Origin of the sequence: Pseudoalteromonas sp. SMS1 (genome assembly GCF_021530565.1) — a bacterium.
GTDB lineage: Bacteria > Pseudomonadota > Gammaproteobacteria > Enterobacterales > Alteromonadaceae > Pseudoalteromonas.
Map to the genome: position 1 here is coordinate 86,293 of NZ_JAKGBI010000016.1, position 12,980 is coordinate 99,272.

A 12,980-nucleotide genomic window follows, 5' to 3' on the forward strand; every position below is an offset into this window, starting at 1 on the left:
TTGTACAAAATTGCGGGGTTGGTTTGTTCTACGCGATGACAATATCGGGTGTTTTTAATACCGTCGTACATCATGTAAAGGTATTATGCTTGGCCTTTGCATTTATTAAGCCGTTAAATCTACGGCATCTGTCACTGAACGCTTGAGCTTGCGTGTTTGTAGTCACGTTTTGTTGATTCGCTAGATGACTTAAAAACAGCTCGATTGCCTCTTCACCAAGTACGTTAGGGTGCGCCCAGTCTAGGTAACATGAAAAGAGCGTTTGACATACCTTTGTGTATATATGGGCTTGGATGATAGATAAAAATGCTGATTGCATAGTAAATTTCACTTGGATTTATATATAGTTTATGCAGTTTGTTAACTATCACTGTGATGCGATATTTGACGTACTTTTATCAATTCTAATTTGGTGACATCTATTCAAGTTATTGTTATGGTTGGCCGAAGTAAAACCTATACATGGATAGTCGTTGTTATGCGGCTTTTGTCGTAGAATAAAATGTTAGTCATATGAATAAAGTTATATTTTTAGCCTTCGCATTTTTTAGTTTTGGATCAGAGGCTTGTAGAATAAAGTATCTCGATTTTCCGGCAGCTAAAAAACAAGCATCGGAGAATTACACACTGCATAAAAACATCATTATAAAGAAATTTGATGATGCAGATCTTGTTTTTAGTGCACTCGTTGCCGAGCAAGCATTAGAAGATGAGGTTACAAGTAAAGGAAGATACTATGTTTATAAATATGCGTTTAATAATATAAAGCTTTTTAAGGGCTCTCGTGTTCCAAAGGAGCTCATAGTTAAAGAATTTGAGCATGAACCTATCGAAATTAGCTGTGGCGTTACAAAAAGTGAGTTAAACGAAACTTACCTCTCCGATGATCGCTATTATCTTATCTATATGAAAAACGGGAAGGTAATTAGGGCTACCCACGTAAGTAATTTTGTAGATCGAGTTTCTTCAGTCGAGGAACTCAATATGGCTAACAAGGGCTTAAAGTCGGATTCGTAACAATTTGCTTGGTTTTGCGTCGTTTCACATTTTAGCAAACTGTTATTCACCGCTTAAGATTACTTAGAGATACGCATCTTTCTAGCATTACTCACTTTGATTTCATTCTCGTTAGTTTCAATACCTTTTGTTGAGCTAAAAGGCTTGGAATTAGCTATTTTCATTTTAATTGGGCTTTTTTAATCAGCATTGACTACATAAAGAGTGAAAAGTTAGTTTATATTGAGCACATTTTAGTTCGAGAGTTAGCATTAAAGCATTCATTTGGGGTGTCTGAAGGGTTGCTAGATATACAAGGTGGCGCTTTAATCAATGCTTGTGAAATAACAGATAAAAATGGCGATTATTATTTCGCTAATAAAACCAGAATAACCATTTTGGTTGGGAACCTATAATTTAGAAAAGAGCTAGGTATGGCTTTGGGAACGTCTAATGAGGTGTTTAAGCGGAACTAAAACAGTAGATTAGGCTTTACACCGCTAACACATTATAAACCACGATTTGAGTCTGCTTAACGCGGCATTATGTGACTTTACATTTATGAATAACAAAGAAAGAAAAGAACATATTATTAAAGTAATAGAATCTCAAAATTTTGATAGCATCCATAAAGCTCTTCAAGAACTTGGAAGTGATATTGGAGGCTTAGAAGCTGTTCCATTTAGCTTAAGAAACGAAGTAATAAGAATATGTGAAGACTTGGCTGATGGCTGTATAAACTCTCAACAATATTTAGTAAGGCTAAAAGCATTTGTTAGTTCAGTTCCAGACTGAACAGTATGAGCCATCACGTAACAAATGCCTTAACCAAACAAAGGACGCAAAACAGCAGGCTTGCGCTCCTTCATCGCCAATTTTAGCCTGCTTTTTCGCGCGGTTCGCAAGCGTTAGGTAGTTATGAAATTTCTACACAAATTTGCTTGTTTTGATTGTCGTATTGCTTTTAAACGGCGAGCAACGGAACAGTCAGATACAGGCAGTGCATGGCAAGCAGATTCAGAGTTAGTGCATAAATGTCCAAATTGTGGTCATAAAATGGCTTTCCTAGGTCGTAACTTTCGAGTCCCTAAACAATCAGACAAGCAAAAATGGTATGCAGCTAAACTGTTGTGGGAAGCAGGGTTTAGATATTGCGGAAGTGGGAGTCATGAAGATCCAGTACTGCCAGAAAGTAAGGTGGCAGCCATAGCGTTTGTTAAAGCCAATTTGAAGCACTCCCAGAAAATAGCTGAAACAAACCATTGGGAAACGTATACCTAACAAACGCATTAACGCATTTTTAGCTCGTTATACGAGGTATTATACCCCTCAATATTTAAAGCATATCGCGTTATTACTATCATGCATCAACAAGAATAAGGAGTCTGTATGCTTTCTAAAATTGAGGCGTTTGTTTTGGGTGGTAATACTGCGCATGATCTAGTTGCTCTAAGTAAAGAGGTTGGTTATTTGGTAATGACAATTTCGCCAGCTTTCTATCACCGCACATTGAAGGTATTCAGATTTGATCAAGTTTTGGTAACGTATGAGCAAGATTTAACGGATGAAGGAGCAGTGATCGAGTACCCTTTACCAATAATAGGCTTCGATTCAAAGAAGTTACCAAGTGGATTGTAGCACTTTTGCCTTAATGCCGCGGATATTGAGTGGTGTTTTCAATCTGAGTGGCCAGAACATGCATAGCAAACGACTCAAACCGGGTTCCTCTACGTTGTTCGTTTAGCGCTTTAATGCTACGCTCACACAAAAAATTAACTCAGTTTGGTGGCTTAGCTATGCGTTAGATACCAGCTCTACAGCATGAAATTTTACGCCCTTCATGCGGTTAATGGATGGTGGAAAACTAATTTAATCTCTATGTTTCAAAGGCCAGTTACGCAGCATTTAGTCCATTAGTGAAAGTGGGGGTCATGAATTTCATTTCTGGCAACGGCGAATTCGATGACGAAAAAGGAGGTTCTGTCGTCATCTTTTTTGATTTGCTAAAAGAGATCAGCTACCAAGTGTAGAGTTTGAGCGTCCATTTTGCTGGTTGGATAACACATCTCATTGATTTTCATCGGGTTCACTTTTTCTGCCAATGGATGAACAAAAAATAAAGCTAGCTTCCGATTTCATTAAAGCGAGTGAAATGTACGTATAGTAATGCAATTAAAAGGGCAAGAAACAGTTGGTTTTTGATCCTTTGTCACCTATTTTAGACAACTATTTTTAGCCTCTCAACGAGGCGTTATGTGTTTGAGGAATATCAATGAAGTTTTTTCTTACGTGGAAATCATGGCAAGTATTTTTGCTTGTCGTGCTATTGCCTTTTGGTTTTCAATTTCTTTTGATGGAGACTTTGATGTCATCTTCTGAAATAGATCATGAAATGATGTTTAATGTCATACCGTTGATGATGTTGGTTTTCATAGCACTTTACCTGCTATGGTTTTGGACTCTTGGAACAGAGTTAAACAAAATTATTCCAGAAAAAGAAAGGCCAAGTGCTTCAAGATTTAAGTTTGGAATAAAGTTCAACGCTATTTATATGGTTCTATTTCAAGCTTTTTTCATTTCTACCGCAAACGGCACAAGTTTTGGTTTCCTTGTGCCTGTCATCTTTATTCTTCATATATGTTCAATGTATTTTATGTTTTATTCCATCTACTTTATAAGTAAAAACTTAGTTACTTTTGAAAACAAAGTTTATGGAACCAATAAGTCTTCAACAGGTACGTTTTTCTTAATGTGGTTTTTCCCTTTGGGGATTTGGTTTGTTCAACCTCGCATTAATAAAATGTATGCGGCAGAGCCTAGCACATAGTAAGCCAACCCAAGAGTGAAGGCACCGAGCAAGTCAATCAACTGGAAATAAAATGATAGGCTTGCCTCGGGATTGCAGTCTACCCTATAATTTCAATATTATTAATGTGTTACGTTTCTAGGGTGCTATGAAAACACTAACTGCAATTTTACTTTTTTCCTTGTTAACTGCGTGTGGTTTCCACTCTGTCAAATTAGTGGGTTATGGTAAAAAGTTTGACGTTCCGGTTTATGAAGACTGTTTCTTTGAGCATTTTAAAGAGTATCGAGCGTCAACAAATTATCAGCTATCCGTTGAAGTAGAGAAAGACGGGGGGAAAATTACTTACTATAAATTAACTATTGATGGCACCAAATCAGATGACGCTGATGACGTCTTTACACGTAATACTTCAAAAGGAGCGAGAGTATTTCTGACGAATATAATAAAAGCGTGTTCAGCTTAAACCGCATAAAAAAGCAGTTAAACAGGAATTTTAAACGTGCAGGCTTTTCGCTTTGCTTGATTTTTAACCCAGCAATCAAACGTTATATATCCTTATGAAATACCTGATTACTTTCTTACTACTATTAGTTGCTCCACTAGCTACTGCATGTAAATGTATAGAGTTCAATGCTGGCCAATACTTGTCAAATGCTGAAAAAGTGTACCTTGGCCGCATTATTAATTCCCAAATGCTTGGGAGCGAAGGCCACATGTCTGCAACTTTGAAGGTCACTGAAAAGTATCGAGGGGAAGTTTTCGATCTAGAAGAAGTGGTGCAAAGAAGCAGTGGCTGTTCATTATTTTTCACTTTAAATGAGGAATACCTTGTGTTTGAAGGTAAGGACGGTGAAGTAAATCAGTGCAGTATGCGAAGCATCCGATATATTCATGATTTAGAAAATCAATTAAAGACGTTGAGGAAAATTGCGGAATTAGGTTTATAACAAGACTGTCAATGCGGGCAAAATACAGTTGGCTTTTACTCTCTTGTTGCATATTCTAGCCAACTATAATTTTTCAGATTATCAATATGTTAGCTCGTAAGGGAACGTTTTGTATACTTTTTTAATATCTATCAATGTTTTAGTTATTATTCATACCTTGTGTATGGTAATTACCGCTCGATTTTTTGGTGTTAGAGTGCTTGAAGTATCTATTGGTTACGGACCTAAGTTATTAAGCTACAAAGGCTGTGTTCTCAAGCCATTTATATTTGGAGGCTATGTCAAAATGCTTGATTCAAGGGTTTATGATCTTGAGGAAAGCGATTTGAAATATGCATTTGATCACCAAAAAAGATTTATAAGGTTTTTAATGCCATTATCAGGCTGTATTGGTTTAATCTTAATTTCCCTATTGATTTTAGGAGAAAGCGCATTCGTTCAGCTGTATACAGGCGTTAGTCAGATTGTTTTGGGTGGTTTGAAACCTATGTCTATTGGTAGTGAATCTGTTTCACAGATAGTAAATTTTGTATCTAATAACACCTTAATAATGGTGTTTGCATTTACTTCAATTAAGCTTGCAGCTTTTAATCTACTTCCTTTGCCTGTATCAAATGGTGGGCAAGCTATTTTAGAGCTTTTAGGCCTGCCTGAACAAGTACGTGAAGTACTTGGTAAATTAGGTTCAATAATACTAGTTGTTTTACTAGTTAGTTGGATTGTCGCGATAACGTCATACAGGTGGTAACGAGAAATAACAAGCCAACAATGGCAACGACGAAAAAGTATGGTTGTATTCGTACCTTGCTTAGTTAAATCATACATTAACGCCCCTATCAGAACTTTAGGTAGCCATTTAAGGTTGGAGCTTTTAATGACAGACCCGCAACGAATTGATGAGTTTATGGTATCTGAGCTGACAAGTAACGAGTAAATTGATGAGATGGATAACATGGGTTGGGCTTCTCTGCACGATGGCGGTGTCAAATGCACTCGGTGCGGCTCAATGTCGAGGTATTGAGCAGTGCATCGCACAGATCCCTGACATACAGGAAAACGTAAGAGGTAGTGGCACGGTTGACAAGTCAGTGAGAGAAGCGTTGGTGGCCTACGGCAGAGAAGCGCTCTTGCCTTTGGTGAAAGTCGCGAAAGAATCTAACCCTAACCGCCAAGCTGTCGCAGATAGTCTGATTGCACAGATACAAGAGCTTACGGAAGAAGACTTTGAGATTATCAAAAGTGTGATAAAACACAACCGATTATATGAAATGGGAGGGGTTTGGTCTTACCGAGCATTAGGGCATATAGGCGGTGAAAATGTAGGTACGTTTTTAGTCGAAGAGCTCATGCGTGTTCAAACAGCGTCAAACCAAATAGGTGCTGCGTTTAAACATTTAGGTGCCGATGGCATTCCCTTTCTGATCGAAGGGCTCCAATGTTTTGAGCCCTGTGATGAAGATGAGGGGGCGTTTGATGGGATTAGAGATGTTTTCCATATGCTAGGAAATGAACTCAATATAACCGATGTAGAATATGCCAAACAGCTGATTAAACTCATACTAGATGACAAAGTATCTGATGCTGCAAGGCAGGTTGCCATGTCAGCAATCGGTGACATGGCTAAATCCCCCAAAATCGCCCAATGGGCTTATAACTATGCAATTGTGCATCCCGAGTTTGTTGACTCTGTAACTGAAGCATTGCAAACCATGGAAAGCCCATTGGTAGAACATGTTTATTTCGCACAATTGAGTAAAGAGATTATCGCTGGTTTCCCTTCTTCGGTTCATCAATTGCCATTTTTTGACTTAGCGAGGCTGGGGAAAGTGTCTGAAAAAACGGGCAGGAAAGTGGTGGCATTTTTGCAGGCGCCAAGCTGGGAAGTCAGAGTCGAAGCGGCTCTAAGCTTGGGTTATATCGGGTATCGGCAAGGTATTTCAGAGCTGACTTCATTGGTTGAGAACCCTTATGATTGGCGCCAATCCTACGCTGGCATTAAAGCACTACATTTGTTATCTGCTCAGTCTGCAATCCCCGTTATTGACCAAGTCGCGCAAAAGCATTGGTATACACCACTGAGGCAATATGCCCATGAAGTCGTAAGAGCTTTTAATCTGGAAACCCCGTTAAGTACTTTTTATCAAAAGCAAACTGTATCCGAAGACTTTTTTAAGCTGATGGCATTGGCTGAGGTCCCGCCTATTTGCCATACACTCTTTTTTGAAAAAGTGCCCGAATCGGTCACAGTTAAAAAGTATGCAACCAAAGTGCAGCCTTTAACGGCGTTTAACTATCTTGATCCGGTATGTACTTCTGAACCTAAATACTGTGATGTACCTTATCTCATCGCCCCAATCGTTGCCGCTAAGTTCCAAGAAGGATGGCTAGTAGGCGACAACCGTGGTGAGTTTGGCGGCGAGTTAATGTTTTTTGCTAAAGGTGATAAACCCCAAATGATACTAAGAGAGAATATTAAAGATGTCTATGTCATTGGTGACGCCGCTTATGCTATTACTGGGCTCGCACATGGGGTTTCTAATCTTGGTATGATCTACAAGATCCAACCGACAAAACAGGGTTATGTGTCTGCGCCATTTTATCGTTTACCGGGCGCACCGAGTGCGTCATGGAAACTCAAAAATGGAAGCATTTTCATAAAAATAGGTGTGGGTGCAGTGGTCTTTCATCCTGAAAAAGGCGTTGAACTCGCCACTTGCGATAAGCAGAGCGTTCAACTACAACAAATAAGATAAAAATAACAGGTAGGGGCATGATGAGGTCCGCACTTCAATTTTATTGCTATGACAGCCAACAACGTTCTGATTGTGGGAGCGTATTGGACATTGAGTTTTCTAATGACGGGCTTGATTGGCCAGGCATTGTATTAGAAAAGGGTAGCTCACCACACTTTTATCCTCAGCATGTGTATACCCCGTACTTTTATTTTGCATTGGCATTAGAAAAAGATCTCAATTGGCAAGTACATACGGATGAAGGGATCACTGCGCTGAAAACAGTGCCGGGGAACATTTGGATAAATCCCCCAAAAACACCGTTTACGCACAATATTTCTGAGCCGTGTTTCTTTGTGATTTTGGCGATTGAAGAAGCCCTCTTTTTGGACTCTTGCCCACTCGACTTAAAGGGCAAGTCGCTCCAATTCTTGAATAACTACAATGTGCAAGACGACGCCATAAAAAGCGTTATGGAGCTGTTTATTCTGGAAGCAAAAAACAAAGGAAGAAATGGCAAGCCTTTTATACACAACTTAGTGTCATTGCTCAGTAATCACTACATCAATAACTACTCTAACTATCAAGATCTAATCAACCAAAAAAAACATGCCTCTAAACTGGATACGTATCAGATTGAAAAAGTTGACAAGTTCATCACCGAAAACATCAGTAATACCATTATGGTAGACGACTTAGCTGAATTAGTGGGGTGTAGTAAGTATTACTTTTTACGTGAGTTTAAAAAGCGAATGGATATCACGCCATACCAATACTTACTTAATCATCGATTGCATCGCGCGAAAGCGCTTTTGATGCAACCGTCTGCACACATCGCTGATATTGCTGAGCAGCTTGGATTCAATGACCAATCTCATTTTACCCGTATATTTAAAGCCAATGTGGGCTGTACGCCGGGGCAATTTGTAAAAAATCACGTATCCAAATAATCCGAGCAATAAAGTACAAAAAGTCGAGCAGGATTGTTCAATCTTTTCGTTTTGTCACTGGCTATTCTAACCCCAATGCAAAGGCAGACCAAATCGTTTGCCTGACGGGTTAAGAGTAGGAGAGACAATATGAAATCCACCATTGGCAAACGTAAATCATTGGCTATTTGTTTGTTGTCAGTATTAGCAGGCCTCCCTTCAATTAGCGTGGCCACAGAGGTTGTGGCTACCTCTGGCCAGTCGACATGGTTAGCTGCGATGCAGCAACAAGCTGAAATTAAACAAGTGATTGTGGATATGGTGAATGCCATAGACACTAAGCAATGGCAAAGGGCGCAATCTTCATTCGCTGACACCGTATTCGTTGATTACTCGAGTATGTCTGGTCAGGCTGGCAGCAATGTTGCTGCCACGGAGCTCATTACTGGTTGGCGCAACTTACTTGTGCAGGTTGAGACGCACCATATGCTGAGCAATTTTGAGGTGTCCGTAAAGGGTGATTCGGCGCAAGTATTCTCTCATGTATATGCTAGCCACAGTGCGTCAGGCATTGAGTATTGGGATATATTCGGACGTTATATTCACGTTTTGAAAAATATCAATGGGCGCTGGAAAATCATCGAGATGACGTTACAAACACAGGGTCAAAAGGGCAATTTAAACTTTTTACAAGAGGCAAGCCAAATGAGTCAAACTAAGCAAATTCAAAGCGAAAATACGCGTGCTATAAAGCGTATTGAGTTTTTCAGCGAGGGTGAGAAAGTAGCCGGAAATCTGTATTTACCAAAAGACTATGATACCAGTAAGCAATATCCCACGGTGATAGTGTCAGGCAGTTGGACCACGGTAAAAGAACAAATGGCGGGCCTTTATGCTGATAAACTAGCTGAGCAAGGTTTTATTGCGCTCGCTTTTGACTTTAGAAATTTTGGCCAAAGTGAGGGGGAGCCGCGCTTCTTCGAAAATCCAACGCAGAAAGTGACGGATATCAGAAATGCGGTGACGTACTTGCAGTCGCTGGCTATGGTCGATAAGAACAAAGTTGGTGCGCTTGGTATCTGTGCGGGGGCTATGTACACGCTCATCGCGGCTTCTCAAGATAATAGGATTCAATCCGTTGTCACGGCAGCGTCTTGGTTGCATGATGCTGAGGCTGTGAAATTATTTTACGGTGGTGAAGCGGGGGTATTTGAAAAAATCACCCAAGCGCAGCAAGCAAAAAGGCAATACCAGCTAACCGGTGACGTCGCTTATATTCCAAGTATTTCAACAACTGATAAAAGTGCTGCGATGTATGGAGCGTATGATTACTATCTTAACCCCGAACGCGGTGCTATCCCTCAGTGGAGTGATGATAAATTTGCGGTCATGTCATGGGAAGGTTGGCTAACCATCGATCCGATGCCATCTGCACAAGCACTTAAAGCGCCGACGTTAATGATCCATTCTGATGGTGCCGTATTACCAGACTACACAAAACACTATTTTGCGAATATTGCCAGTGAAGAGAAAAAACTGCATTGGATGGAAACTGATTTGGCCTCGCCTTATCATCAATTTAATTTCTATGACCAAGATGTGGAGGTCAATGAATCAATCGCGCAAGCGAGCCAGTGGTTTGCAACGCACCTTTAACATGTAGCTTTGAGCCAAAACGTCAGGGTGTTTTGGCTATTTTCCTATGCTGATTTTTTTCTAAATCCATGTATATACATACATTTATCGATAAATACATTGCCTGCTAGGATGGTTTTGTCAGCGGCAGCATCTTTATTTACTATGCTGTCTGCAGAATTCGAGGATGCTTTGTCTATACACAGTTTCATTGCTTCAAAGCGTCCTTTATTGAGTTTATTTTTTTTATCTATGGTGACGTAGTCTTTTGCTCTTTCTTTGATTCTATTGTCTTTAAACTCAGAGTAACCAGAAGTGAGGTCTTCAAAAGTGCTGGTGACGCTGTCAACGGCATCATTCATTGTACATCCTGACATCAGAACTGTCGTTGTAACACAAAACAAAAAGGTGAATCTTATTTTCATTGTTTTTGCTCCTAGCATTCAGTTGATCTTTTGGAAGCCATGCTTACCAAGTGCGCAATATCTTTATCTATGCGTTTTATGGCACCACTAATAATCTTGAGAGAGGTGTCGAGCTCTTTAAATTCTTTTGGTTTTTCATTTCGGTACTCCTCAAAGTAAGAGAATACTTGAGTCGACACTGTGGATTTCTTTTGTATCAAATCGCCTTGCGCTTGTAAGTTTTGATAAGCGTCGATTTCTCTTTGTGTCAGAGGCGTACAAACCTGCCGTGTTGTTTGTTGATGGTTGCTTATTTTAAGTGCGTTAACCGAAGACTTAAGTGCATTGATTTCATTGTAAAGGTCGATGTTGATTTGCTTTTCTTGTGTGAGCATGTCATCAAGCTCGGTATATTGCGCAATCCGATTCTCAAACTCTTTGGCGATAACATAGCCTGTGCCTGCTCCAACAAGGCCACCGAGGATCGCTCCTGACTTACCGTCGATACTGGCGCCAATGGCGGCACCAATCGCGCCACCCGCCATTGCATAATTTGCTTTTTGACTACTACATGAGGTGAGAGACAAAAGTAATAAAAGTGATGTCAATATTTTTACAGACACGTTGACGTCCTTAAATAAATATATGCACCGAATAAATCGGTGTCGAAAATTCGGTATATTGATGTTCAACAAACTCATAAGGGAGCTGAGATAATATTTTATCAATGACTTCTCTTGGCTCAGAGCTTGCGTATTTAATTGTCTTTTGAGGTGTTTTAAGCAGATCTTCTTTAATATTGACCTGCACTCCCAATTTTGACAAAGCTGCATGCACGTTTTTGGTTGATGCGGAGGCCGGGTTTTGAGAAAAAATGACAATTTCGTACTGGTTTAGTAGGTTTTCAGGTTGATGTTTAATTTGTTTGGCAGGAGGTTGTTTAGCTGGCGGGTGGTCAGTCAATGCGTTTTCACTTTTTATGTTTAACTCGATGTGATTAATCACATTGGTGGACGTCACGGGTTCTTGCTGATAAAAGGAGAAAATAATAGGTATAAGTGGGGCCAAAAAAGTTAACACTGCACTCAAAAAAGCGATATTTTGATGTTTTCGTACAAATCGTGTTACTTGTTTTGTGAGCTCCATGCTTTTGATCCCTTAGTGACGACTAAGTCACGAATATTGCCACACATTGCTGGTGTTAATCAAATGTTTACAATGTGTTTTTGATATTTGTCAATTTCAAGCGTAGGTCGATATTATTCCATGACAATGAATACCCAAACTAGGGTGAAAGAAAGGTGCAGTAGCAAGGGCTAAAACGTGCTACTGCTAAGTTGTCGGTTAAAAGTATTTCACCCAAGCAGACTGACTTGAATGCTTAAACTGAGAGAATTTTTTACAGGGCCAGTAGAGTAAGGTTGCGAGCACAATGGCTGCTAGCCACACTAACCAAACGTTTGGAAAACCCAAATAGGGGTAATCGTTAGGACCAATGACGGTGGTCGTACCGATCACTTTTGAAAGAACAAAGTAGGTGATGAGTAGTACGTATAAGTGCAAGATGTAAAAGAACATAGGCACAGATCCAAAGGTTTTAAGTACGTCACACATTTTACTCTTTGCGGCCTCGAGATAAGCCAATACAAATGCACCGATACCGAGTGTAAATAGTAAAAACATCAGTGATGGAGGGTATTTTGTGAAGTTTAAAAACGACATCACACTACGAATCGATTCATCATACATTTGCCAAGGCTGTGACTCGCCATAAATGTTAAACGTCCTGAGTAGTACCAGTGCAATAAGGCACGCCGCGCCGCCCATGATTAAGGTTTTACGCCGTGTTAATTCGTCTACTTTTTGGCTGAATAGTGGGCCTGCTGCGTAGCCAATGGCAATGACGCCTACCCACGGTAGCACTGGATATGATGCCCTGATCTTTAATGCGCCGTCGCTCACCAAAAATGCTCTGTCATGCAAAATAGTCCACAATGTGTAACCCGTTTCATGGGGCGCAAACTCAATAAAACCAAGCGCGTTGTGGCCAAATACAATGGCTAATCCGATGGCTGCAATCCACACACGAGGCAGGTAAAGAAGTGCTGCCAATGCAATCATACTTACGCCAATGGCCCAAATTACCTGTAAGTAAAGGGTGGTGTAGGCTGCAAACCAAGAGAAGTTCACCAATGTGATTTCAATTAAAATCAAAAATAACCCGCGTTTAAGTAAAAAACTCTGTGCACTGCGCGGTGCTTTATTGGCTGGGTGAGCGTACAACCACGCAGATAACCCCGTTAAAAAGACAAAAATTGGCGCACAAAAATGGGCGAGTAAGCGTGTGAAAAAAAGGTCAGGGTCGGTGCTGTCAATACTCATCGGATCAGCGACGTTTTTGTGTAAATAAAACTTTTCACGCGCATGGTCTACGAGCATGATTAAAATGACCAACCCCCGAAGCATATCGATGGAGTCGATGCGTTTTTTTATAGTTGTCTCATTCATAGCTTAAAAGGCCTGCAAGC

The 12,980-nt window shown here is 40.2% G+C and carries 16 protein-coding genes; 11 read left to right on the forward strand and 5 right to left on the reverse strand.

Annotated elements, in window-relative coordinates:
* Nucleotides 1–70: 70 nt before the first annotated feature.
* A complete protein-coding gene (locus L1286_RS16950; protein ID WP_235408231.1) occupies nt 71–319 on the reverse strand; it encodes a phage integrase N-terminal SAM-like domain-containing protein in 249 nt (82 codons plus the stop codon).
* A gap of 194 nt (nt 320–513) precedes the next feature.
* Here L1286_RS16950 and L1286_RS16955 point away from each other — a divergent pair, with 194 nt between their 5' ends.
* The 11 genes from L1286_RS16955 to L1286_RS17005 all read left to right on the forward strand — a co-directional run bounded on the left by L1286_RS16955 (nt 514) and on the right by L1286_RS17005 (nt 10,069).
* Nucleotides 514–1,017, forward strand: coding sequence for a hypothetical protein (locus tag L1286_RS16955; RefSeq protein ID WP_235408232.1), 504 nt, complete (start codon nt 514–516; stop codon nt 1,015–1,017).
* Between the two features lie 540 nt (nt 1,018–1,557).
* Complete coding sequence (locus tag L1286_RS16960; protein WP_235408233.1) at nt 1,558–1,791, forward strand: hypothetical protein; 234 nt, start codon at nt 1,558–1,560, stop codon at nt 1,789–1,791.
* A 123-nt stretch (nt 1,792–1,914) separates the two neighbouring features.
* Nucleotides 1,915–2,277, forward strand: a complete 363-nt coding sequence (locus L1286_RS16965; RefSeq protein WP_235408234.1) for a hypothetical protein — start codon at nt 1,915–1,917, stop codon at nt 2,275–2,277.
* Between the two features lie 108 nt (nt 2,278–2,385).
* Nucleotides 2,386–2,634 carry a hypothetical protein gene (locus L1286_RS16970; protein ID WP_235408235.1) on the forward strand — a complete coding sequence of 83 codons (249 nt, stop codon included), beginning with the start codon at nt 2,386–2,388 and terminating at the stop codon, nt 2,632–2,634.
* 634 nt (nt 2,635–3,268) lie between these two features.
* On the forward strand, nt 3,269–3,823 hold the full coding sequence (locus L1286_RS16975) for a hypothetical protein (protein ID WP_235408236.1): 555 nt from the start codon (nt 3,269–3,271) through the stop codon (nt 3,821–3,823).
* A gap of 127 nt (nt 3,824–3,950) precedes the next feature.
* Complete coding sequence (locus tag L1286_RS16980; RefSeq protein ID WP_235408237.1) at nt 3,951–4,268, forward strand: hypothetical protein; 318 nt, start codon at nt 3,951–3,953, stop codon at nt 4,266–4,268.
* A gap of 250 nt (nt 4,269–4,518) precedes the next feature.
* A complete protein-coding gene (locus L1286_RS16985; protein ID WP_235408238.1) occupies nt 4,519–4,752 on the forward strand; it encodes a hypothetical protein in 234 nt (77 codons plus the stop codon).
* A gap of 109 nt (nt 4,753–4,861) precedes the next feature.
* A complete protein-coding gene (locus L1286_RS16990; RefSeq protein WP_235408239.1) occupies nt 4,862–5,500 on the forward strand; it encodes a site-2 protease family protein in 639 nt (212 codons plus the stop codon).
* 190 nt (nt 5,501–5,690) lie between these two features.
* Complete coding sequence (locus tag L1286_RS16995) at nt 5,691–7,505, forward strand: HEAT repeat domain-containing protein (protein ID WP_235408240.1); 1,815 nt, start codon at nt 5,691–5,693, stop codon at nt 7,503–7,505.
* 17 nt (nt 7,506–7,522) lie between these two features.
* The gene (locus L1286_RS17000) at nt 7,523–8,434 is read left to right on the forward strand and encodes a helix-turn-helix transcriptional regulator (protein WP_235408241.1); all 912 of its coding nucleotides are present in this window, start codon (nt 7,523–7,525) and stop codon (nt 8,432–8,434) included.
* A gap of 129 nt (nt 8,435–8,563) precedes the next feature.
* Entirely contained in the window at nt 8,564–10,069 is a 1,506-nt protein-coding gene (locus L1286_RS17005) for an alpha/beta fold hydrolase (RefSeq protein WP_235408242.1), read from the forward strand.
* 44 nt (nt 10,070–10,113) lie between these two features.
* On the opposite strand, the gene L1286_RS17010 is transcribed toward L1286_RS17005, so the two are convergent.
* From L1286_RS17010 to L1286_RS17025, 4 genes are all read right to left on the reverse strand, one after another.
* Nucleotides 10,114–10,473, reverse strand: a complete 360-nt coding sequence (locus L1286_RS17010) for a hypothetical protein (protein WP_235408243.1) — start codon at nt 10,471–10,473, stop codon at nt 10,114–10,116.
* Nucleotides 10,474–10,484: 11 nt separating this feature from the next.
* Complete coding sequence (locus L1286_RS17015; RefSeq protein ID WP_235408244.1) at nt 10,485–11,075, reverse strand: protein regulator of cytokinesis family protein; 591 nt, start codon at nt 11,073–11,075, stop codon at nt 10,485–10,487.
* 10 nt (nt 11,076–11,085) lie between these two features.
* The gene (locus tag L1286_RS17020) at nt 11,086–11,598 is read right to left on the reverse strand and encodes a hypothetical protein (protein WP_235408245.1); all 513 of its coding nucleotides are present in this window, start codon (nt 11,596–11,598) and stop codon (nt 11,086–11,088) included.
* Nucleotides 11,599–11,796: 198 nt separating this feature from the next.
* A complete protein-coding gene (locus tag L1286_RS17025; RefSeq protein ID WP_235408246.1) occupies nt 11,797–12,960 on the reverse strand; it encodes a DUF1624 domain-containing protein in 1,164 nt (387 codons plus the stop codon).
* Nucleotides 12,961–12,980: the final 20 nt, after the last annotated feature.